Raw genomic sequence first — 20,384 nt, 5'->3', positions numbered from 1 at the left:
CTCGCCGGCTCATCCTGCGTGGGAAATGAGCTCTGGCGAGAACGGGAAGCGCTCGGAACGTTCCTCGGCCGCCGTGTCGCCCGGATAGCGGCGCAGCGGCGCGCGCAGGGCGCTGATCGGGCCATGCAGTGAACCATGCGGCTGCGGATTCGCCGGCCCTGTCAACGTGCCACTCAAATGATGACCCGCCAGATGGCTGCCGCCGGAGTGAGGTGCAACATGACCGGCCAGCGGGGCGTTCGCGGCTGCATTCAGCGGTGCATCTGCATGAACCCCGGCCGAACTGACCTTGGGCGCACCCGGCATGCTCCGCGCAGGCGGCGGCAAAGGCCGCGCGTAGCCGCTCGGCGCCGCGTGGGGTGCCGTGCTTACGGCGCCGCACTCACGGTCGATCCATTGACGCGCCCATTCCAGCGCATAGTCCTGCGCGGCACCGGCGTCGACGAAGCGCGGACCGACGAGACCCGAGCGCTCGACGCGCCGCCCATCTTTCTCGATCTCCGCCCACGCGCGATACATGGCGTTGGGCACGCGTTCCGCCGCGACATAGATAACGTAGCCGAGCCAATCGGCAACCTGCATGCCGCGTGCAGAATAGCTCACGGGCAGCGGGCGTTGCGGATGATCGTAATGCAGGCGCTGCACGTGGCCGAGCTCGGCCGCGCGGCGCACGGCCGGCTCGGTGCGCACGGCGTCGTGCGGCACCGTGCCGGACAACTGGCGCGTCATGTCGGCGAGCGGGTCGAGCGAGCGCCAGCCATGCGTGACGCCCGCCGGGGTTTGCCACGACTCGGGGCTCTTCCAGGACACGCCACGCACGCTGTCGTCGCGCGCGCTCACCGTCTCCGGCTGCGCAGCGGGCTTTGCCGGGGCCGGCGGCGTCGCCTGCGGCACGTAGACGAACGTGCGGCCCGTTTGCGACAGCAGCCGGATCATCTCGGCGAGCGTGCCGTTCAGTTGCCATTCCTCAAAACGGCGACGGCAGGTTGGACCCGACGGATAGCGCCCAGGCAACTTCGACCAGGGCTCACCGGTTGTCAGGATCCACAGGACAGCATTCGCCACGACGCGTGGCTCGGCGCGCGGCCGGCCGCGTCGATTTAGACGGACCGCCGGCTCATCGGAAACGAGCGCCGCGAGTAGCGCCCATTCGTCATTGCTTAGCTCATCGAAAAACATGCGGTTCTCCACGCAGCCTGGCCGGGCTGCGGCTTGGGACGTCTCACGAATTCAGCGTGCACGATTCGTGTAGCGCCCCCCGGTTGCACAAATATGTATTGACGTCCCGGCTAAATCGCGTTTGCCGCACTGCGTTAGTGCGAATCTTCCCCACCGCGAAGCACAAAACGTGGTCTCACTCGTGCATAGGAGAATTTGTGCAGGAAGCATACCACCACCAGGGTTTGCATGAATATGACAAAGACAAGTGTTACGGATGGAAACAAACTGGTACTTTTTGTAGCGTCGAATTTTCAATAGCCGCGGCAGAAATTCCCGCAGTGGCGGCAGCGTATCCGGCTATCGCGCAGATCAGGCCGGGGGAATGGCGGCTTTATTTCAGCCAAATGAAGACGGAAAAAAAGTATTCCCTTTCTACAACGGAGTGCGGGGCCCAGACGCTGTCTCAGCGGAGCGGATTCGAGGCCTGTTCGCCCGCCACCGTGAGCCACGGGCGCACCTGCCAGCGGGTCACCAGACCTTCCCGCACATAGGGATCGGCGTTTGCAAACGCCTGTGCGGCGGCAGGCGTTTCGCCCGTGAACAGCAACACCGCTTTGTCCGTCGGCTCGCCGAGCGCACCGCCCAGCAGCAACTCGCCACGCCCGGCCGCGGCCCACGCCAGCTTCAGATGCTCGTCGCGCAAGGCGGTACGACGTTCCAGATAGTCGCTACACAGATCGTAGATCAGTAAATAGTGCATGGTTAGGCCTCTTGAGTTCGAGAACAACAGATTCGGATTGAGTCAATAGCGTCAATATTGCGGCATTACATTATTTACGGAATTTTGTGCCGATTTATTATTCTGCTTATAGCAAATGGCCATTATAAAAAGGAATGCATTTTCGGGCGCCTGCGGGAGCGCATGTGCGCACTCAAAAGCCCAGGCAGTGGCCGGAATTTCAATCTGCACTCCAGACTATTTGCGTGCTCTGCTGTGTCCTGCCCTACCCCACCCGGCGCACTCGGCGCTAGCACCACGAGCCGGCCGCCTCACGAAACCCCGCCCGCCCGGCTGTCAACCAGCCAACACGGTCATCCGTTTTACCTGACAGTTTTGCCATAATAACGGCGGCGATGGGCAAACGGATGCCTACGACGCCCGGTTGTACGACTACCAATAACACTTTTCACTACCGATGGAGTGTCCCATGAAGATCCAGTCCACTCTCGCTGCCCTCGTCCTCGGCGCCGTGCTGGCCGCACCGGCGTTCGCCCAGAACAGCCAGCAGTCGAAGATGACCGTCTGCAACCAGCAGGCCGGCGACAAGAAAGGTGACGACCGCAAGGCCTTTATGAAATCGTGCCTGTCGGGCTCCGCGCCCGCCGCGGCGCCGATGACCCAGCAGGAAAAGATGAAAGCCTGCAACGTGCAAGCCGCCGGCAAGAAAGGCGACGATCGCAAGGCCTTCATGTCGACCTGCCTGAGCAACAAGAGCTAAGCCACCCGGCGCCGATGCCGGGCGCCCAAGCCCGGCATCGGCCGCCCCGTCCTTTCCCCACCGTTCAAAGTCCGTTCGCCCGAGCGCGGCATTTTTCTTCTATGATGGCTGCGGAGACGGCCCATCTATAAAACACCACGCGCCATCGGGCCGCCATCTTGTCGTTGATGCCAATGCGCATCGAATGGAGGCAAGAATGGTATGGAGACACAAGAACCGCTGGTTCAGGCGGTGGCTGGTCGTCATCGTCTTTTGGGCGGTGCCGGTCGCGATCGTCGCGGTGCGCGAGATTCAGGAGGAGATGGCCTACAACGCCGTCGACCTCGAACGCGCGCTGACCACGTGGGAGTTCACCGACGCCCAACGCACAGCCGGCGCCCCGGCCCGCTGTCACGGCGAACCCGATGAGGCGCGCGCAGCGGGCTGCCCGGCCGCTGTGCTGGCCGCCAATGCGCCCCGCCAGCAGGAGGCGCGCGACGAATACGCGTTGCGCCGCACGACCCTGTTTGCCTATTTGTGGCACGCGTTCGTCGGGTACTGGATCGTGCCGGCCGTCACACTGTTTCTGCTCGGTGCGCTGATCGGCGGCATTCGCCGCGCATTGCGCCGGCCGCCGACCGTCAAAAGCACGCCCAATCAGTGAGATCTCGAATGCCTGGGCGCGGGCACACCTCGCATGCTCGCGCCGCAGGGTCCCCGCCGCGACGCTGCGGCGTCCGCGCAACAGATTCGCAAAATTCTTTCAAATTAATTTCATTTATCCCGCGTCGGGGGAAATCGGTAAAAAACGACCTTGGATCGCCTCGCGGGCGGCACTGCGCGCTTGTGCAGAAACACCGGATTGGCTGCAAAAACCACCGTATGCACGGCTCGCGAGCGGCTTGAACAGGTCGTTTGAGATCGGTCAAAGTTACCCGGCAGATTCTGCCGACCGGCCGCAAACGCCCGTCCCACAAGGCTTTTCGCAATGCTCGTGAACGCACCCCTTGCGCGGGCCTGTGATATAACTTCTCAGGCAACCTGGCAATACGCAATGAGGTTGCGCCCAGCAACCATGATGGAGAAAAACGATGCAAAGACGAAACTTCATGCTGAAGACTACCGCTGCGCTTGCTTTCGGAGGCCTTGCACTCGCTGGATGCACCACCTCGCCGAACACCCCCAGCAACGCCTCGACCGACGCGTCGAAACGCCAGTCGATCAATGCCAGCGTCGACGGTACGATGTCGCGCCTCTTCCAGACGGTGCCCGGTTCGCGTGAGCTCGTGTCGAAGGCGCGTGGCGTGCTCGTGTTCCCGTCGGTGCTGCAGGCTGGGTTTATCGTCGGCGGCCAGTATGGCGAGGGTGCGCTGCGGGTTGGCGGCGCCACCGTCGGCTACTACAGCACGGTCTCGGGTTCGTTCGGCCTGCAGGCCGGCGCGCAGTCGAAGGCCATCATCTTCCTGTTCATGACGCAGGACTCACTCGACAATTTCCGCAATGCCGACGGCTGGTCGGCCGGCGGCGACGCCTCGGTGGCCCTCGTCAAGATGGGCGCCAACGGCGCAATCGACACCACCACGGCCACCGCGCCGGTCGAAGTGTTCGTGCTGACCAACGCCGGCCTGATGGGCGACATCTCGATCAACGGCACCAAGGTGTCGCGCCTGAAGATCTAGGCAAAACGGATCTGCATGCGAGTCGGCATGTGGATCGAATGATCCAAAGAAAAACGGCGATGCCATCGGCATCGCCGTTTTTTTGCTGCGCTCGTCATCGCCTTCATTGCCGCCTTCGTTGTTGCCTTCATTGCCGGCACGATAGCGCTCAGCGATATTCGAGCACCCGATTTAACGCGGCGTGCCCGTATCGATCACCTTGAAACGCGCACGCTTCTGCGCCCGGATCACCGACTGATAAGCGTCGACATACTGCTGCGCCATCCGGTGCGAGGTGAAGCGCGTCTCGAAACGCTCCCGCACACCGGCACGCGGCACCTTGTGCAAGCGGTTCACCGCCGCGACCGCACCGATCTCGTCTTCAACGATATAGCCCGTCACGCCGTCCTCCAGCACTTCGGGCACCGCACCGCGATTGAAGCCGATCACCGGCGTGCCGCACGCCATCGCCTCGATCATCACCAGGCCGAACGGTTCCGGCCAGTCGATCGGGAACAGCAGCGCATGCGCGCCCGAAAGAAATTCGGCCTTCTGATGATCGGCAATCTCGCCGATGTATTCGACATACGGCAGCTCCAGCAGCGGCTTGATCTCGCGTTCGAAGTATTCGCGGTCCGCCGCGTCGACCTTCGCCGCGATGCGGATCGGCAGGCCGCAGCGCCCGGCGATGCGAATTGCCGTATCGACACGCTTCTCCGGCGAGATGCGGCCAAGAAACGCCAGATACTTCTGCTCGACCGGCTGCGGCGTATACAGCTTCTCAGGCAACCCGTGATAAACCGTGGTCAGCCATTTGGCTTGCGGCAAGGGGTGGCGCTGCGAATTCGAAATCGAGATCACCGGCGCGGTGTTGAAAGTGTCGAACACCGGCTGTTGCTCGGGCAAATCGAGCCGGCCATGCAGCGTCGTGACGAACGGCGTGTCCTGGCGCTTGAACACCGAAAACGAGTAGTAGTCCATGTGAAAATGGAGGACGTCGAACGAGTCGGCCTGGCGGCGCACCAGTTCCATCAGCAGCATATGCGGCGCGATCCGGTCGCGAATGCCGGGATCGAGGCGCAGCGCGCGCGGCCAGACGGCCTCCAGTTTCGCGCTGGTGACCGAGTCGCCGCTGGCGAACAGCGTCACGTCGTGGCCAAGGTCGACCAGCGCCTCGGTGATATACGACACCACCCGCTCGGTTCCGCCATACAGCTTGGGCGGCACCGATTCGGTCAAGGGGGCGATCTGAGCAATTCTCATTGTGTGTCTCCGTTTAACTGACGGCGTGACATCGCGCGGCGGGGCGAGCGCCGCACGGCCCGCCGACGCTTTGGCCCGGCCAGCTTACGTAGCTTACTAAACATCGATTATTGCTCAAGACGCGCGAAAAAGCCCCAAGCCTTTCAATTGCTGCGCGCTGTTACAGTCGGGAAACATCCCCGCCGGCCACTGCGTCTCAGCGTCCGGGCCATTTCCAGGGTGGCAGATCGAGCGAGTCCGCGCCGGCAATGCGGGTCGCACCCAGTTCTTTTTCGAGCACGATCGAATGGCTGCCGTCCTCCCGTTCGAGCGCCGCGATCAGGCGCGCCGCATGCGACACCACCAGCACCTGCGAGTGGCGCGAGGCGTGGGAGATCAGCCGCGCCAGCGCCGGCAGCAGGTCGGGATGCAGGCTGGTTTCCGGTTCGTTCAGCACCAGCAAAGCGGGCGGGCGCGGCGTCAGCAACGCCGCCACCAGCAACAGATAGCGCAAGGTGCCGTCGGACAGCTCGGCGCCTTTCAGCGGACGCAGCAGCCCGTGCTGATGCATCGTGACTTCGAAGCGGCCATCGAGGTTGACGATGTCGACGCTCGCGCCAGGAAACGCGTCGTCGACGGCGGCGTCGAGCGCGCTCCGGTCGCCGATTTCGCGAATCGTCTGCAACGCCGCGGCCAGATCGGCGCCGTCGTCGCTCAGCACGGGAGTGTGCGTGCCGATCTGCGGCAACCGCACAGGTGACTCGCTATCGGTGCGGAAGTGATCGTAGAAGCGCCACGAGCGGATCTGTTCGCGCACCGCGATCATTTCCGGCGCGCTGCGCGGGTCGGAGAACTCGGTCATCATGCTGTCGAAACTGGCGACCGGCTGCGGGATGGTCTGCCACTCGCCGCTGTCGTCGCGCGCGAGAATCGAAGCGCCCTGCCGGTCGACCAGCAACGCCGAGGGGCGCACCAGCGGGCCGCTCCAGATGCATTCGCGCTTGATGACCGGGTCCAGCGAGAAGGCGGAAGCCGCGCTGGCCGGCAGACCAAGGTCGATCGCATAGCCGAACTGATCGCCGGCAAAGCCGAGCCGCAGACTGACCGGCTCGCTGCGGCGCACGCCTTGCACCGGCTGCGCGCCCGTCAGCATGCCGCGCGAGAAACGCTCGGGGCCGGCCCACAGCGTCGACGGCAGGCCGCCTTCGCGCGCCAGCGAGCCGATCACGCCGCCGCGCGCCGTCACCGCCAGCAATCGCAAGGCGCGGTACACGCTGGACTTGCCGCTGCCGTTCGGCCCGGTGACGATATTCAGTTGCCCGAGCGGCACGATCAGATCGCGCAGCGAACGGTAGTTGGCAATCGCGAGCGTCGTCAGCATCAGGACGAGCGCCCCGCATTGCCCGCTTCATGCACCGGCGCGCAGCGCAAGTCGCCGAGGAACGAGTCGCGCCACACGCCCAGATCGTTCTTGCGCAACGCTTCCATATTGATCTCGTGACGGCGCTGGCGCGCCTCGAGCGGCATCGACAACGCGCGTTGCAGCGCTTCGCACATGCCCACCGCATCGTGCGGATTCACCAGCAGCGCGCCCGTCAGTTCCGCCGCTGCACCGGCGAAGACCGACAGCACCAGCACGCCCGGATCGTCCGGATTCTGTGCGGCCACGTACTCCTTGGCGACCAGGTTCATGCCGTCGTGCAACGGTGTGACAAAGCCGATCTGCGACTCGCGGAACAGCGACATCAGCTTCCAGCGGTCATAACGTTGATTCAGATAACGGATCGGTGTGTAGTCGAGGCCCGAATAGCGGCCGTTGATGCGCCCGGCTTCATATTCGAGGTCCTGACGGATCTGCTGATAGGTGGCGACGTCTGAGCGGGTGGGCGGCGCGATCTGCACGAGCGTGACATTGCCGCGCCATTCGGGCGAGCGCTCCAGCAACTGTTCGAAGGCGCGGAACCGTTCGACGAGACCCTTCGAATAGTCGAGCCGGTCGACGCTCATGATCAGCTTGCGGCCCTCGAGGCTCTGCTTCAGGTCCAGCACATGCTGGCGGCTTTCGTAGCGCTGGGCCTGCTCAGCAATTTCATCGGGAAACACGCCGATCCGGTAGACGCCCGTGCGCAAGCGGCGTCCAAAGGCCTCCGCGTGGCCTTCGGCGCTGACGCTGCCGCGCGCATGACGCACCAGGTAGTCGTGAAACGCGAGCCGGTCGGTGGCGGTCTGGAAGCCCAGCAGGTCGTAGCAGCACAGCGACTTCACCAGCTCTTCGTGCGGCGGGATGTTGAGCAGGATCTGCGGCGCCGGAAACGGGATATGCAGAAAGAAGCCGATGCGGTTCGTCACGCCTTCGGAGCGCAGCGCTTCGGCAAATGGGATCAGGTGATAGTCGTGTACCCAGATGATGTCGTCGGGTTCGAGCAGCTTGATGAGCCGGTGCGCGAGCCATGCGTTGACGCGCCGGTAGCCGGCGTACTCGTCGCGCTCGTAGCGCGCCAGGTCGTTGCGATAGTGGAAGACCGGCCACAGCGTGGCGTTCGAAAAGCCGCGGTAGTACTGATCGTAGTCCTTGCGCGTGAGTCCGACGGTGGCGAAGGTCACCGCGCCTTCCTGTTCCAGCGCCGGGCCGGCATTGGCGACGGTCTCGCTGACCACGTCGCCGCTCCAGCCGAACCACACGCCGCCCGCGTCCTTCAGGGCGCCGAATACGCCGACGGCCAAGCCCCCGGCCGAGCCTTTGGTTTCCGTCGGGGTTGCCACCCGGTTCGACACGACGATCAGTCGGCCCATGTCTGCTGTCCTCCTCGGTTCGGCGTGGCGCCCGCGCGGACGCGCCGCCCTCGTTCGCTGCGCTCAATGCCAGTTCGACCGGCCGCGGGGAGGATCAGTTGCAGGCTTGACTTAAGCCGGCTTATTTGCCAGCTTATTTGCCGGCTTATTCACCGGTTTATTCGCGGGCTTACTCGCCGCTCTTGCAGGGAAACGCCTTGCCGAGCCCGAGGGAAATCGCAGTACTGGCGTTATAACCGACCGCATTCGGGTTCTCGGCAATGTACTTGCGCACCGCGTCCGTCAGTTGTTGCGAACGGGCGTCCTGCGGCAGGCAGAAATACTGGCCGACCCGCGGACCGGTGGTGCCGCCGATCGCGTCGATCGTGTTGAAGACGCCGTCAGCCGCGCCCTCGATATACGCGGCGCACGCGCTGCGCGACGCCACATCCGTTTTCTCGCACAGCTTGTTGAGGTCGCCTGCCGTAAATGCGGCTGCCGTTAGCGGTACGGCAAGCACGCTCGCGCAAATCAAAGCCCGCAGCATGGTGATCCTTCCAGGAAATTATCAAGCGGTCTGATGCCGCATAGAAACGGCGCGCCCCAAAGCGCGCCGTAGTCGTTATTCTGCACTGTTTTACCGCATGCGCGGTATGCCGGCTGATTACTTCTGTTGCATTTGCTGCATGCGCGCCGTCAGCCCTTCGACGACGTCGGGCTCCTTGTACTGCTTGGCAAAGTCGAGCGCGTTCATGCCGATCTGGTTCTTCACCGTCAGGTCCGCGCCATTGTCGAGCAGCAGCTTCACCGTCGATATATGGCCGCCGCGTGCGGCCATCATCAGCGGCGTGGTGCCGTTCGGCGAGCCGGCATCGACGTAAGCCGAATGGTCGAGCAGCAGCTTGACGATGTCGTCGTGGCCGTTGGCGGCCGCGTAATGCAGCGGCGCCCAGCCCTTCTTGTTGACCTCGGCATCCTTCGAGATCAGCAGTTGCACCATCTCGATGTCGCCGTTCAGCGCGGCCAGCATCATGGCGTTCTCGCCGGCCTTGTCGGTGATCTCGATGTTGGCCTTCGGATTGGCGACCAGCGCGGCCGCCACCTTGTCCGACTTCTCGCGGGCCGCCAGCACCAGCAGCGGCATGCCCTGGTCGTCGGTCGTATTCGGGTCCATGCCGTTCGCGAGCTGCTTGTCGACCTCTTTCACGTCATCGAACTTGACTGCCTTGATCATGGTGTCGGCCGGTGCGGCGTGGGCCGGCAGCGCGGCCAACGCCGCGCAGGCGAAGCCGCCTGCCAGCGCCAGGCGCGTGGCGCCGGCCGCGCCGCGCCGCAGCGATGCCAGCATGCGGGCGCTGTTGGCGACGGAGGAAGAAGCGATCTGGGCGTGAGTTTGGGTCAGATATTTATTCATATTCAACTTGAGAAATCGTCCCTATCCTATTGATAATATTCTATTTTATGACTCAAGCGCCAGCCGGCGCCGGAATCCTGAAGAGCCGGAAGAAGTTTTCCGTGGTGGCGGCAGCCAGCGCCGCATCCGGCATCTCGCGTTGCTGCGCGATGAAGCGTCCGACATAACTTACGTACGCAGGTTCATTCGGCTTGCCGCGATAAGGCACCGGCGCGAGGTACGGCGAGTCGGTTTCGATCAGCAAGCGCTCGAGCGGCACGCGCCGCGCCACGTCCTGCACGTCGGTGGCGCTCTTGAAGGTGACGATGCCCGACAGCGAGATATAAAAATTCTGCGCCAGGGCCTGTTCGGCGATCGCCCACGGCTCCGTGAAGCAATGCATCACGCCGCCGGGTTCGCCGGCGCGCTCCTCGGCCATGATCCGCAGCGTGTCCGCGGCCGACGAGCGCGTATGGATGATCAGCGGCTTGCCCGTGGCATGCGCGGCGCGGATGTGGGTGCGAAAGCGCTCGCGCTGCCATTCCATGTCGGCGATCGAGCGGCCTTCGAGACGGTAGTAGTCGAGGCCCGTTTCGCCGATCGCCACGACCTTCGGATGCCCGGCCAGTTCGACCAGTTCGGCGACGCTCGGCTCCCGCGCGTCTTCGTGATCCGGGTGCACGCCGACCGAGGCGTAGACGTTCTCATACGTCTCGGCCACCGCCAGCACGGACAGCAGGCTTTCGAGGTCGACGGACACGCACAGCGCATGCGTCACCGAGTGGCTGCGCATGTTCTCAATGAGCTGCGGCAGGCGCTCGGCGAGTCCTTCGAAGTTGATATGGCAGTGCGAGTCGACAAACATGGTGGTGTCCTGCGGTGAATCCGGTGGGTATTCAGGTGTTGGCGTGACTGGATTGAGCGTCTGGGGCTGCACGCCCGGTATCAAGCCGACGGCTCGAGCCGCCGGCCGAGTATCAACAGGTCGCGCTCGACGCCGTCCAGCACGGCGACGCGCGGCAACGCCCCCCAGTCGGCAAAGCCGAAACTGCGAAACAGGCGCAAGCTCGCTTCATTGTGGCCGAAAATGAAGCCGAGCACGGTATCGATGCCGAGCCCCGGCGCGGCGACAAGAGACGCGGCCAGCAACTGCTTGCCGAGCCCTTTGCCACGCGCCGCTTCGTCCAGATAGATGCTGACTTCGGCGGTGCGCTGATAGGCCGGCCGGCCGTAGAAATCCGAAAAGCTCAGCCAGGCGATCACCCGGCCGCCATCTTCGATCACCCACAAGGGGCGCTTTTGCGGCCCATGCGCGTGAAACCAGCCAAGCCGGCTTTCGACGCTCACCGGCTCCAGATCTGCCGTGACCTGGCGCGACGGCACAGTCGAGTTGTAGATGGCGACGATGGCGGGCAGGTCGTCGAGCGTGGCATCGCGGTATGAAAGACTCATGATGGCGAACTTGGTGAGTGTCAGGTCAGAAAGATCAGGCTTAAGATCGGCTGCGTAACAAGGCAGCGGGACAACGGCCCGCGCCAGCCCGCCAGCCGCTGTTCCAGACGAACGAACGACAAGGCGAGAGCGCGACCGCGGCATCAGGCCTGGGCGAACAGGTCGCGATAGCCGATAAACAGCTCCTCGAAGACCAGCCGGGCGTTCAGCGGATGGTTCTCCACCGCCCGCTGGCGTGTCACGCTCCTGATGAAACGGGCGAAGGCGGTGGCATCCGCCTGGGCCGCGCAGCGCTCGAGCGCGCCGGCGGCCTGCGGAAAGTAACGCGGCGCGCCGGCGGTACGCTGCGCCAGCAGGTCGTACAGCCAGCGCTGCAGCCAGCCCAGTACCAGCGGCACCGGCAGCTTCTGCAGCGCCTCGGCGCACGCAAACGCGTCGCACCCGGAGCCGGCCGCAAGCTGCTTGAGCGTCCAGTCGCGCAGCGTCCGGTTCTCGTCGCTCGCCAGCGCCAGCGCGGTGAGCGGCGCACCGCCCGCCTCGGCGAGCAACGCCGGGGCATCGGCCACGCCCTGCGCGGCCAGCCACGGCGTGGCGACCTCAGGCGGCGGAGCCGTCATGGGCCACTGACGGCAGCGGCTGATAATGGTGGGCAGCAAACGGTCGATACGCGCCGACACCATCAGAAACACCACCCCGGCCGGCGGTTCTTCAAGCGTTTTCAGAAGCGCGTTGGACGCAGCGACGTTGAGCGCCTCGGCCGGCGCCAGCACCACGACGCGTGCGCCGCCGCGATGCGAGCCCACGCCGCAGAAATCGAGCAGCGCCCGGACCTGCTCGATCTTGATTTCCTTGCTCGGCGCGCGGGTTTTTTTGGCGTCGTCGGCGTCGGCCTTGTCGGCCTTTTCGTCGGCAGCCGCCGCGTTGGCAAGGCCCGCTTCGGCAGCCAGCGCCTCCGGCACCACGATCCGGTAGTCCGGATGGTTGCCCTGCACGAACCAGTTACAGGCCGCGCAGGCGCCGCACGGCTCGCCGTTCGGCAGTTGCGCCTCGCACAACAGGCCTTGCGCCAGATGCTGCGCAAAGCGCAGCTTGCCGATGCCCGCCTGCCCATGGAGCAGCAACGCGTGCGGCCAGTGCCCACGCAGTTGTTGCAGGCGATTCCAGTCGTCGGCTTGCCACGGATACATCATCGTTTCTCTTTAAATTCAATCGGTTGAGCGCATTTGTTCATGTATGAGACGAGCTTGTGCGTCGTTATAATGATTGTTTATATTTATTTAAAATCAAAGCGTTGCAATCAATTCTTCAAGTTTTCTCTGAATCTGCGGAATGCTCTGCGAAGAGTCGATGATAGCGAACCGGTACGGCGCCTCTTCGGCACGGCGCAGATATTCGGCGCGCGTGCGAGCGAAAAACGCGTCCGACTCGCTCTCGAAGCGGTCCGGTTCGCGCGCCGAACTGCGGCGCTCGCTGGCGGTGTCCGGCGGGATGTCGAACAGCAGCGTGAGATCCGGTTGAAAACCGCCCTGCACCCAGCGCTCCAGCGCCTCCAGCTTGTCGCGCGGCAGGCCGCGGCCGCCGCCCTGATAGGCGAAGGTCGCGTCGCTGAAGCGGTCCGACAGCACCCAGTCGCCGCGCGCCAGCGCCGGCTCGATCACCTCGGCCAGATGTTCGCGGCGCGCCGCGAACATCAGCAGCGCTTCGGTTTCGAGGTCCATCTTCTGGTGCAGCAGAATTTCGCGCAGCGACTCGCCGAGCTTCGTGCCGCCCGGCTCGCGCGTCATGACGACCGTCCGGCCGCTCGCCGCGATATGGGCTTCCAGGCGCTCGCGAAACCACGCGAGATGAGTGGTCTTGCCCGCTCCGTCAATGCCTTCGAACGTGATGAATTTGCCCCGCGCCATCATTGCCCTCGAATATATTTGTCGACGGCCTTGTTGTGATCGCCGAGTGTGTCAGAAAAGATACTGCTGCCGTCGCCGCGCGACACGAAGTACAACGCGGTGGTCTGCGCCGGGTTGAGCGCCGCCTGCAGCGACGCGACGCCCGGCAGCGAAATTGGAGTTGGCGGCAGGCCCATCCGGGTATAGGTGTTGTAGGGAGTGTCCGTCTGCAGGTCGCGCTTGTGCAAGCGGCCCGTGTAACCGTCGCCCATCCCGTAGATCACCGTCGGATCGGTCTGCAGCGGCATGCCCACGCGCAACCGGTTGGCGAACACCGCCGCCACCATGGGCCGGTCCGAAGCCTTACCGGTTTCCTTTTCGATGATCGACGCCATTGTCAGCGCGTCGTAAGGGGTCTTGTACGGCAGGCCCGGGGCACGCGCCACCCAGGCCTCGTCAAGACGCTCGCGCATCAGATGATAAGCCCGGCGGTAAATATCGAGGTCGCTGGTGCTTTTGTCGAACAGGTATGTGTCCGGGAAAAACAGGCCTTCGCCATTGCCGATCGAGGCCTCCGGCACGCCGAGCGCGGCCAGCAGGTCGGCGTCGCTCATGCCGGCCGTATCGTGCTTGATGGCGGGATTGGCGTCCAGCTCGGCGCGCATGCGCTTGAACGTCCAGCCTTCGATGATCGTGGCGACGTACTCGTTGACGTCGCCGCGGGCGATCTTCTGCAGCACCTCGTAAGGCGTCACGCCGCTCTTGAACTCGTAGTTGCCCGATTTGAGCCGGCTTTGCAGCCCGAGCAGGCGCGTCATGATGACGAACAGCTCCGCTTCGACCGGCACGCCGCCGCGGTTCAACTGCAAGGTGACGCTGCGCAGGCTGCTATGCGGTTTGACGGTGACGTCGAGCTGCGGGGGTGTCAGGGTGAGCGGGCTGTTGGCCCAGTGATATCCGCCGGCAACAGCGGCTGCAGCCAGCGCAACGACGATCGTGCCGGCAACGAGACATTTCTTCAGGAGGGACATGCGAAACATGGCTGGGGTGAAGTCCATATAATACTTGCTTGCCCTAGCTAAAGTCAGAATTGACTGCTCTCCGAATCCATGAATGCACCGCTCGCTTCCGCTCCCGGCACCGCTGCTGCTGCCGCGCCGGTCACGCTCCCCCTGCTGCCGCGCCCTGCGCGCGAGGAATTCGATGCTGTCGTTGCGCACGGCGCCTATATGCCGCTTGCGCAATTCGGCGTGATCGATGCGACCGGCGACGACGCGGCCAGCTTCCTGCACGGGCAGTTGACCAACGATACCCAGCATCTGGATGCGGCCAATGCGCGGCTGGCCGGCTACTGCTCGGCCAAGGGCCGCCTGCTGGCGTCGTTTCTGAGCTGGCGCAGCGGCGAGACGATCCGTCTGCTGGTATCGAAGGACGTGCAGGCGGCCGTGCAGAAGCGCCTCTCGATGTTCGTGCTGCGCGCCAAGGCAAAGCTCGCGGATGCGAGCGCCGAGGTGGCTATCGTCGGTCTGGCGGGCGATGTGCGCAAGGCCTTGTCGGGCGTGTTCGACGCGCTGCCGGACGGCGTGCACGTGAAAGTGGACGGCCCGGCGGGCTCGCTGATCCGCGTGCCTGACGCGCTCGGACGGCTGCGTTACCTGTGGGTCGGCCCCAAAGCCGAAGTCGAAGCGCGCCTGCCGCACTTCGACGGCAAGCTCACACGCGCCTCGGCGGCCGTGTGGGACTGGCTGGACATCCGGGCGGGCGAGCCGCGCATCACTCAACCGGTGGTGGAGCAGTTCGTGCCGCAGATGGTCAATTTCGACGTGCTCGGCGGCGTGAATTTCCGCAAGGGTTGCTATCCGGGGCAGGAAGTCGTCGCGCGCAGCCAGTATCGCGGCACGATCAAGCGGCGCACCTCGCTCGCCAACGTGGCCGGCGAGCTCGCTACGGTCGCGGCCGGCATGGAACTGTTCCACTCGGACGATCCGGGCCAGCCGTGCGGCATGGTGGTGAATGCCGCCTCGGCGCCGCAAGGCGGTGTGGATGTGCTGGTCGAGGTCAAGCTCGCGGCGCTGGAAACCGGATCGATTCATCTGGGCGCGGCCGACGGGCCCGCGCTGACCTTCCTCGCGCTGCCCTACACGCTGCCAACCGAGGTTTGATGCGAGGTTTGATGCGGCCTGGCACTTGCGTTTCGCGGCATCCGCCAGGCATCTTGTCTGCGCCGACCGCCTCGGCCTGCGCAACCTCGGTTAGCGCAGGCTGGAATCTGCAACCGCCAGGCCCTGCCACTCGCCCTCACTCCACCGCGGGAGATTCCCCCCGATGTGCCTGATCGTGTTCGACTGGCGGCCCGACGCGGCCGACGGCCCGCTTTTCACGCTTGCCGCCAACCGCGACGAGTTCTTTCGCCGTACCGCGGAGCCGATGCACTGGTGGTCCGAGGCGCCGGGTCTACTGGCCGGACGCGATCTGCTGGGCGGCGGCACGTGGCTCGGCATGACGCGCGACGGCCGTTTTGCGGCGCTCACGAACTACCGGGCACCGCATGAGATGCGCGCCGATGCGCCCACACGCGGCACCTTGGTGAGCAACTGGCTGCTGGGCGAGCCGTCCGCTGTCGGCACGCCGCTCGATTACCTGCAACGGGTCGCGAAGGACGGCGAGATCTACAACGGCTTCAACCTGCTGGTCGGCGACTGGTCGCGGCGTGAACTCGGCTGGTACTGCAACCGCTCCGCCGCACCGCCGGCCTTGCTCATGGCGGGTACGCACGGCATCTCGAATGCCGTGCTCGATACGCCGTGGCCCAAGCTCGCGCGCAAGCGAACCGAACTGGGCGTCCTACTGGCGGACGATCCGCTCGTGCCGCTCGAACGGCTGATCGAGCTGATGCGCGACCCGCGTCTCGCCCGTGACGACGAGTTGCCGTCCACGGGAATTCCGCTGGAACGCGAACGGGTGCTCTCGGCGGCCTTTATCGAATCGCCGGACTACGGGACGCGCGGCACCACGGCCTTGCGCGTGGTGGCCAACGGCATGCATGGCGAGCACCTGAGCGCCGCCGTCGCGGAGCGTAGCGACGACAACGGTTCGCATCGCGTGGTTCGTCCCGGGGACTTCGAGCGTAGTTTCGCGTTCAATATCGAGCGTTGAGGCGTGACGCCGGGGGCGTCGGCTTCGCCCTTCAGTCTGACTCGGAGCCGAACGCCGAACGGAGCGCCCGCGCCGCATCGGCATGGGCCTGCGCAACCTCCGGGACAAAACCGCCCATCTTGAAGAACTCGTGGATCATCCCGGCGTAGTGCATCAGCGTGACCTGATTGCCCGCCTCGCGCAGCTTCTCCGCGTACGCGATGCCTTCGTCGCTGAGCGGATCGTATTGCGCCGTCGCAATCCAGACCGGCGCCAGGCCGTTGAACGCCGGTGCGCCGCGCCGGCCGTCGAGCGGCGCGAAACGCCAGTCGTCGCGATCGCCCGGCTCGCGCACGTACTGCTCGAAAAACCACTGGATCGTATCGCCCGACAGCAAATAGCCGTCGGCGAGCCGTGCATGCGAGTCCGTCTGTTGATGCCCCGTCGTGCCCGGATAGATCAGCAGTTGCAAGGCCAGCTTCGGCAGGTCCGCGTCCCGCGCCAGCACCGCGCAGACCGCGGCAAGCGTGCCGCCGGCGCTATCGCCGCCGACGGCGATCCGCGCGCTGTCGACGCCGTGCACGGCCGCATTGGCGTAAAGCCAGCTCAACGCATCGAAAGCGTCGTGCACGGCAGTGGGAAATTTATGTTCGGGCGCGAGCCGGTAATCGACCGACAGCACGGCGCATTGCGCGTCGCGCGCGAACATCCGGCACAGCGCGTCGTGGGTGTCGACGCTGCCCACGGTAAAGCCGCCGCCATGGTAATAGACCAGCGCCGCAGCAGGCTGCGCCCAGCTCGGTTCGAGCGGCTGGTAAAGCCGCGCGCGGATCGACGCGCCATCGCGCATCGGCAGCGCGAGATCCTCGACGGAGAATAGCGGCGCGCTCGCGATCTCGAGAATCGGCGCACTCTTCTCATAGGAGGCGCGCGCCTCCTGCGCGGTCAGTTCGTGGTACGGCGAGCGCTTCGCCCGCGCGATCATGTCGAGCACCAGCCCGACCTTCGGATTCAGCGTCATGGGCTCTCCGCCTTCACCTCCGGTTTGAGCGATAGCGGATCGGTCGGATTGCGCTGCTGCTCGATGTCCTCATGACGCAGATGCACAGTCGGCAGGATCGCCGGATGCGTGAGGATGTAGAAGCGCCCTACAGCGATCGCCTCGAACGTCAGCGCGGCGACATCCTGCGCGCTCAGCTTGCCCGACTGCACGGCCCGCTGCAGTTGCTTGCCGGCGGCCAGTTGCGAGCGGGTCGGCGCCGCGTCGTTGCGCAAGGTTTCGGGCCGGGCGCGCTCGGCATCCGCGATGCCGGTCGGCACGAACGCCGGGCACAGCAGCGAGCAGCCCACCTGGCCGCCCGCGTTCTGCAGGTCGTGGTACAGCGTCTCCGTCAGCGAGACCACCGCGTGCTTCGACGCGTTGTAGATCCCCATCGCCGGCGGCGACAGCAGCCCCGCCACCGACGCCGTATTGACGATATGCGCCGGCTCGTTCTGCCGCAGCATGATCGGCGTGAAGACGCGCACGCCGTGCGCAACGCCCATCACGTTGACGCCGAACACCCAGGCCCAGTCGTTGGCGGTGCTCTCCCATAGAAAGCCGCCGGCGCCCACGCCCGCGTTGTTGAACAGCAGATGAATCTTGCCGAACGCATCGAGGGCCGCGAGGGCCAGCGCCTCGACCTGGCTCGCGTCCGACACGTCGGTCGGCACGCCGATCGCGTCGACGCCGGCCGCACGCAAAGCCTCGAGCGTTTTTGCGAGCGCCGCGCCGTCGACATCGGCCAGCACGAGCTTCATGCCAAGGGCTGCGCCCTTGTCCGCAAACGCGCGCCCAAAACCGCTCGCCGCGCCGGTGATCACAGCCACTTTGCCTTCGAACTGAAACATCAGGTCGCTCCGCTGGTTGCCTGGTATGAGAGGGAATATCCCAAGGCGGCGGGTCACGATGCCCCGCCACTGCCTGTTTTGCCCGCTGCTTTTGCCCGCCGCTCGTGCTCGCTGCTTTTTGCCCGCCCCGTTGCTACGGCTGCAGGCCGCGCGGCGTCAGATCAGCTTGACGAGCTGCTTGCCGAAGTTCTTCCCTTTGAGCAGCCCGATAAACGCTTCCGGTGCATGCTCGAGTCCCTGCGCGATACTTTCGCGATAGTGCAGTTTCTTTTGTGCGACCAGCGTGCCGAGTTGCGTCAGCGCTTCGGGCCATACGTCGAGATGTTCGGTAACGATAAAGCCCTGCACCAGCAGGCGCTGCGTGAGCATCAAGGCCGGATGTTTGAGCGGCAGCGGCTGGCCGTCATAGTTGGCGATCATCCCGCACAGCGCAATGCGGCCGAACGCGTTCATCCGCGCGAGCGCCGCATCGAGCACCTCGCCGCCGACGTTCTCGAAGTAGCCGTCGACCCCGTTCGGCGTCGCCGCTTTCAGGTCCTGATAGAGGTTGCCGGCCTTGTAGTCGACGCATGCGTCGAAGCCGAGCGTCTCGACCACATAGCGGCACTTTTGCTCGCCGCCGGCGATGCCGACCGCACGCGCGCCCGCCAGCTTCGCCAGTTGCCCGACGACGCTGCCGACCGCCCCGCTCGCTGCGCTGACCACCACGGTCTGGCCGGCCTGCGGCGCGATGATCCGGTTCAGCCCATACCAGGCGGTCACACCCGGCATGCCCACCGCGCCGAGATAGGCGGAGAGCGGTACATGCGTGTCGTCGACCTTGCGCACGCCGGTGCCGTCGGAGGTGCCGAATTCCTGCCAGCCGAACGTCGCGACCACCTTGTCGCCCACCGCGAATTTCGGATGCTTCGACTCCACGACTTCGCCCACGGTGCCACCGATCATCACCTCATTGAGCGGCTGCGGCGCTGCATAGGACTTGCTGTCGTTCATGCGGCCGCGCATATAGGGGTCGAGCGACAGATAGTGGTTACGCACGCGGAACTGGCCTTCGGCGAGCGGTTCCAGCGGAGTTTCGACGAGCCTGAAATTGTCCGTCGTGGCGGGGCCCTGCGGGCGCGAGGCAAGCAGGAACTGACGGTTGATCTGGGTCATGACGGGCGTCTCCATGATTGTTGGTTGGGCATGAAACCACGGGACGCGCACGGCGGCACGTCCCGCGCCGCGGTCAACCGTCGCTGGGACCGGGCTTGGCGGATGGATCGCTGCGCAGACGCTGATGCGTCACCTCGCGACCCACGGCAAGGCGCCGCATGTACTTGAAAGTGCCGAGCGCCTTGGCGACGAAATGGCCTTCGCTATCGCGGATTTCACCCTCGCAATAGGCCATCGTGGTCGAACGATGCAGCACGCGCGCCGTGGCGCGCAACTCGCCGCGCCCCGGCTGCATGAAATTGACTTTCATCTCGACGGTGACTACGCCGACGCCGTCGCCCGCCAGACTGCGGGCGGCCATCGCCAGCGCCACGTCGGCGAGCGTCATCGTCACGCCGCCATGGGCTACGGCCCACGTGTTCATGTGGTCGGGCGCGAGCGGCAGCTTCACTTCGCTGGCGCCATCCGCGGCCAGGATCAGTTGTACGCCGAGGTGATCGACGAAGGGACTTTCGAGCACGGCTAGCGCGTTGGCGGGCGCGGCGGAAGTAGGCGCGGTTGCGGCGGGCTGGTTGGCCTCCGGTTGGCCGGCCCCACCTTTCTGCGAATCAGTCATTGCCGGGCGTCAGACTTCGTAGTCCACGCACTCACGAGATTCACGCACCGCGCTGACGAACGTCTTCAGAGCCAGGTGCGTCGGGTGAACCTGATAGGCGTCCAGCGCAGCCTTGTCGGTGAAGTCGGAGACCAGCACGATGTCGTAGGTCGATTCGAGACCGGGTGCGGCGAGGCCTACCTCGAGGTGCAGGATGCCGGGGACGATGTCGCGGCAGCCTTCCAGCTTTTCCTTGAGCTTGACAGCGTTTTCTGCGCGCGAAGCGCCCTCTGCCGATTCCTTCAACTTCCACATCACAATATGTCGAATCATGGTGTTCGTAGCGCCTGGCGCTAGTCCGTTAGATTGCTTAAAAAGGCTTGCTCGCCTGCATTTTCGGCCCCTGCAGAGGCCTTTCGATTGCGCTGCAAACCTGCTCTCGCAGTTAAAAAGCAGGAATAAAAACGGTATTATCTGGCGTTGGCCAAAACCGATGCCCGCTTTTCCCCCGCCGCGTTCACAGGCATCGAAAGCAGGCAAATCGAAGCAGCCCTTAAGCCTATCAAATTT

Annotated in this window: 22 protein-coding genes; 5 read left to right on the top strand and 17 right to left on the bottom strand. The window is 64.8% G+C overall.

The window, feature by feature from the left end; all coding sequences use genetic code 11:
• Positions 1–9: 9 nt before the first annotated feature.
• Together AC1ECK_RS22050 and AC1ECK_RS22045 are read right to left on the bottom strand one after the other, a co-directional pair.
• Positions 10–1,179, bottom strand: coding sequence for a transposase (locus AC1ECK_RS22050; RefSeq protein ID WP_480322679.1), 1,170 nt, complete (start codon positions 1,177–1,179; stop codon positions 10–12).
• Positions 1,180–1,624: 445 nt separating this feature from the next.
• Positions 1,625–1,921 (bottom strand): YciI-like protein, encoded by a 297-nt coding sequence (locus tag AC1ECK_RS22045; protein ID WP_480322677.1) that lies wholly within the window; start codon positions 1,919–1,921, stop codon positions 1,625–1,627.
• Positions 1,922–2,369: 448 nt separating this feature from the next.
• Between AC1ECK_RS22045 and AC1ECK_RS22040 the strand changes: the two genes are divergently transcribed.
• The 3 genes from AC1ECK_RS22040 to AC1ECK_RS22030 all read left to right on the top strand — a co-directional run bounded on the left by AC1ECK_RS22040 (position 2,370) and on the right by AC1ECK_RS22030 (position 4,318).
• The gene (locus AC1ECK_RS22040; RefSeq protein WP_480322675.1) at positions 2,370–2,660 is read left to right on the top strand and encodes a PsiF family protein; all 291 of its coding nucleotides are present in this window, start codon (positions 2,370–2,372) and stop codon (positions 2,658–2,660) included.
• Positions 2,661–2,856: 196 nt separating this feature from the next.
• Positions 2,857–3,303 carry a hypothetical protein gene (locus AC1ECK_RS22035; protein ID WP_480322673.1) on the top strand — a complete coding sequence of 149 codons (447 nt, stop codon included), beginning with the start codon at positions 2,857–2,859 and terminating at the stop codon, positions 3,301–3,303.
• A 427-nt stretch (positions 3,304–3,730) separates the two neighbouring features.
• Positions 3,731–4,318: a BPSL1445 family SYLF domain-containing lipoprotein gene (locus tag AC1ECK_RS22030; RefSeq protein WP_480322671.1), complete on the top strand. Its 588-nt coding sequence runs from the start codon at positions 3,731–3,733 to the stop codon at positions 4,316–4,318.
• Between the two features lie 171 nt (positions 4,319–4,489).
• On the opposite strand, the gene AC1ECK_RS22025 is transcribed toward AC1ECK_RS22030, so the two are convergent.
• The 10 genes from AC1ECK_RS22025 to mltG all read right to left on the bottom strand — a co-directional run bounded on the left by AC1ECK_RS22025 (position 4,490) and on the right by mltG (position 14,070).
• Entirely contained in the window at positions 4,490–5,560 is a 1,071-nt protein-coding gene (locus AC1ECK_RS22025) for a glycosyltransferase family 4 protein (RefSeq protein ID WP_480322669.1), read from the bottom strand.
• 196 nt (positions 5,561–5,756) lie between these two features.
• Positions 5,757–6,920, bottom strand: a complete 1,164-nt coding sequence (locus tag AC1ECK_RS22020) for an AAA family ATPase (protein WP_480322667.1) — start codon at positions 6,918–6,920, stop codon at positions 5,757–5,759.
• Positions 6,920–8,332, bottom strand: coding sequence for an alpha,alpha-trehalose-phosphate synthase (UDP-forming) (otsA, locus tag AC1ECK_RS22015; protein WP_480322665.1), 1,413 nt, complete (start codon positions 8,330–8,332; stop codon positions 6,920–6,922). The genes AC1ECK_RS22020 and otsA overlap by 1 nt, the downstream gene beginning before the upstream one ends.
• A 169-nt stretch (positions 8,333–8,501) precedes the next feature.
• Positions 8,502–8,858, bottom strand: coding sequence for a Rap1a/Tai family immunity protein (locus AC1ECK_RS22010; RefSeq protein ID WP_480322663.1), 357 nt, complete (start codon positions 8,856–8,858; stop codon positions 8,502–8,504).
• A gap of 117 nt (positions 8,859–8,975) precedes the next feature.
• Positions 8,976–9,659, bottom strand: coding sequence for an ankyrin repeat domain-containing protein (locus AC1ECK_RS22005; RefSeq protein ID WP_480322709.1), 684 nt, complete (start codon positions 9,657–9,659; stop codon positions 8,976–8,978).
• A gap of 118 nt (positions 9,660–9,777) precedes the next feature.
• On the bottom strand, positions 9,778–10,569 hold the full coding sequence (locus AC1ECK_RS22000; protein ID WP_480322661.1) for a TatD family hydrolase: 792 nt from the start codon (positions 10,567–10,569) through the stop codon (positions 9,778–9,780).
• Between the two features lie 80 nt (positions 10,570–10,649).
• Positions 10,650–11,156, bottom strand: coding sequence for an N-acetyltransferase family protein (locus AC1ECK_RS21995; RefSeq protein ID WP_480322659.1), 507 nt, complete (start codon positions 11,154–11,156; stop codon positions 10,650–10,652).
• 143 nt (positions 11,157–11,299) lie between these two features.
• The gene (locus AC1ECK_RS21990) at positions 11,300–12,346 is read right to left on the bottom strand and encodes a DNA polymerase III subunit delta' (RefSeq protein WP_480322657.1); all 1,047 of its coding nucleotides are present in this window, start codon (positions 12,344–12,346) and stop codon (positions 11,300–11,302) included.
• 93 nt (positions 12,347–12,439) lie between these two features.
• Complete coding sequence (gene tmk, locus AC1ECK_RS21985; protein WP_480322655.1) at positions 12,440–13,060, bottom strand: dTMP kinase; 621 nt, start codon at positions 13,058–13,060, stop codon at positions 12,440–12,442.
• Positions 13,060–14,070, bottom strand: coding sequence for an endolytic transglycosylase MltG (mltG, locus tag AC1ECK_RS21980; RefSeq protein ID WP_480322707.1), 1,011 nt, complete (start codon positions 14,068–14,070; stop codon positions 13,060–13,062). Before mltG ends, tmk begins: the two co-directional genes overlap by 1 nt.
• Positions 14,071–14,148: 78 nt before the next feature.
• Between mltG and ygfZ the strand changes: the two genes are divergently transcribed.
• Both ygfZ and AC1ECK_RS21970 read left to right on the top strand, forming a co-directional pair.
• The gene (ygfZ, locus tag AC1ECK_RS21975) at positions 14,149–15,201 is read left to right on the top strand and encodes a CAF17-like 4Fe-4S cluster assembly/insertion protein YgfZ (RefSeq protein ID WP_480322653.1); all 1,053 of its coding nucleotides are present in this window, start codon (positions 14,149–14,151) and stop codon (positions 15,199–15,201) included.
• 163 nt (positions 15,202–15,364) lie between these two features.
• Positions 15,365–16,195, top strand: coding sequence for an NRDE family protein (locus tag AC1ECK_RS21970; protein ID WP_480322651.1), 831 nt, complete (start codon positions 15,365–15,367; stop codon positions 16,193–16,195).
• Positions 16,196–16,226: 31 nt separating this feature from the next.
• Here the strand turns inward: AC1ECK_RS21970 and AC1ECK_RS21965 are convergent, their stop codons facing one another.
• From AC1ECK_RS21965 to AC1ECK_RS21945, 5 genes are all read right to left on the bottom strand, one after another.
• Positions 16,227–17,195, bottom strand: coding sequence for an alpha/beta hydrolase (locus AC1ECK_RS21965; protein WP_480322649.1), 969 nt, complete (start codon positions 17,193–17,195; stop codon positions 16,227–16,229).
• Positions 17,192–18,064 carry an SDR family oxidoreductase gene (locus AC1ECK_RS21960; protein ID WP_480322647.1) on the bottom strand — a complete coding sequence of 291 codons (873 nt, stop codon included), beginning with the start codon at positions 18,062–18,064 and terminating at the stop codon, positions 17,192–17,194. Before AC1ECK_RS21960 ends, AC1ECK_RS21965 begins: the two co-directional genes overlap by 4 nt.
• Positions 18,065–18,220: 156 nt before the next feature.
• The gene (locus AC1ECK_RS21955; protein WP_480322645.1) at positions 18,221–19,219 is read right to left on the bottom strand and encodes an NADP-dependent oxidoreductase; all 999 of its coding nucleotides are present in this window, start codon (positions 19,217–19,219) and stop codon (positions 18,221–18,223) included.
• Between the two features lie 73 nt (positions 19,220–19,292).
• On the bottom strand, positions 19,293–19,739 hold the full coding sequence (locus tag AC1ECK_RS21950) for a PaaI family thioesterase (RefSeq protein WP_480322705.1): 447 nt from the start codon (positions 19,737–19,739) through the stop codon (positions 19,293–19,295).
• Positions 19,740–19,844: 105 nt separating this feature from the next.
• A complete protein-coding gene (locus AC1ECK_RS21945) occupies positions 19,845–20,147 on the bottom strand; it encodes a Dabb family protein (protein ID WP_480322643.1) in 303 nt (100 codons plus the stop codon).
• Positions 20,148–20,384: the final 237 nt, after the last annotated feature.

It is taken from the genome of Paraburkholderia sp. SSBN10T (assembly GCF_056619545.1).
Note: the sequence above shows the minus strand (reverse complement) of the source record. Positions and strands in the feature narration are given on the sequence as shown.

Coding starts and splice junctions, on each gene's coding strand:
- AC1ECK_RS22010 (WP_480322663.1), bottom strand. CDS start 8,858: ATGCTGCGGGCTTTGATTTGCGCGAGCGTGCTTGCCGTACCGCTAACG.
- mltG (WP_480322707.1), bottom strand. CDS start 14,070: ATGTCCCTCCTGAAGAAATGTCTCGTTGCCGGCACGATCGTCGTTGCG.
- AC1ECK_RS21965 (WP_480322649.1), bottom strand. CDS start 17,195: ATGACGCTGAATCCGAAGGTCGGGCTGGTGCTCGACATGATCGCGCGG.
- AC1ECK_RS22040 (WP_480322675.1), top strand. CDS start 2,370: ATGAAGATCCAGTCCACTCTCGCTGCCCTCGTCCTCGGCGCCGTGCTG.
- ygfZ (WP_480322653.1), top strand. CDS start 14,149: ATGAATGCACCGCTCGCTTCCGCTCCCGGCACCGCTGCTGCTGCCGCG.
- AC1ECK_RS22020 (WP_480322667.1), bottom strand. CDS start 6,920: ATGCTGACGACGCTCGCGATTGCCAACTACCGTTCGCTGCGCGATCTG.
- AC1ECK_RS21955 (WP_480322645.1), bottom strand. CDS start 19,219: ATGACCCAGATCAACCGTCAGTTCCTGCTTGCCTCGCGCCCGCAGGGC.
- AC1ECK_RS22005 (WP_480322709.1), bottom strand. CDS start 9,659: ATGCTGGCATCGCTGCGGCGCGGCGCGGCCGGCGCCACGCGCCTGGCG.
- tmk (WP_480322655.1), bottom strand. CDS start 13,060: ATGGCGCGGGGCAAATTCATCACGTTCGAAGGCATTGACGGAGCGGGC.
- AC1ECK_RS21960 (WP_480322647.1), bottom strand. CDS start 18,064: ATGTTTCAGTTCGAAGGCAAAGTGGCTGTGATCACCGGCGCGGCGAGC.
- AC1ECK_RS22000 (WP_480322661.1), bottom strand. CDS start 10,569: ATGTTTGTCGACTCGCACTGCCATATCAACTTCGAAGGACTCGCCGAG.
- AC1ECK_RS22045 (WP_480322677.1), bottom strand. CDS start 1,921: ATGCACTATTTACTGATCTACGATCTGTGTAGCGACTATCTGGAACGT.
- AC1ECK_RS21995 (WP_480322659.1), bottom strand. CDS start 11,156: ATGAGTCTTTCATACCGCGATGCCACGCTCGACGACCTGCCCGCCATC.
- AC1ECK_RS22025 (WP_480322669.1), bottom strand. CDS start 5,560: ATGAGAATTGCTCAGATCGCCCCCTTGACCGAATCGGTGCCGCCCAAG.
- AC1ECK_RS22030 (WP_480322671.1), top strand. CDS start 3,731: ATGCAAAGACGAAACTTCATGCTGAAGACTACCGCTGCGCTTGCTTTC.
- AC1ECK_RS21990 (WP_480322657.1), bottom strand. CDS start 12,346: ATGATGTATCCGTGGCAAGCCGACGACTGGAATCGCCTGCAACAACTG.
- otsA (WP_480322665.1), bottom strand. CDS start 8,332: ATGGGCCGACTGATCGTCGTGTCGAACCGGGTGGCAACCCCGACGGAA.
- AC1ECK_RS21970 (WP_480322651.1), top strand. CDS start 15,365: ATGTGCCTGATCGTGTTCGACTGGCGGCCCGACGCGGCCGACGGCCCG.
- AC1ECK_RS22050 (WP_480322679.1), bottom strand. CDS start 1,179: ATGTTTTTCGATGAGCTAAGCAATGACGAATGGGCGCTACTCGCGGCG.
- AC1ECK_RS22035 (WP_480322673.1), top strand. CDS start 2,857: ATGGTATGGAGACACAAGAACCGCTGGTTCAGGCGGTGGCTGGTCGTC.
- AC1ECK_RS21945 (WP_480322643.1), bottom strand. CDS start 20,147: ATGATTCGACATATTGTGATGTGGAAGTTGAAGGAATCGGCAGAGGGC.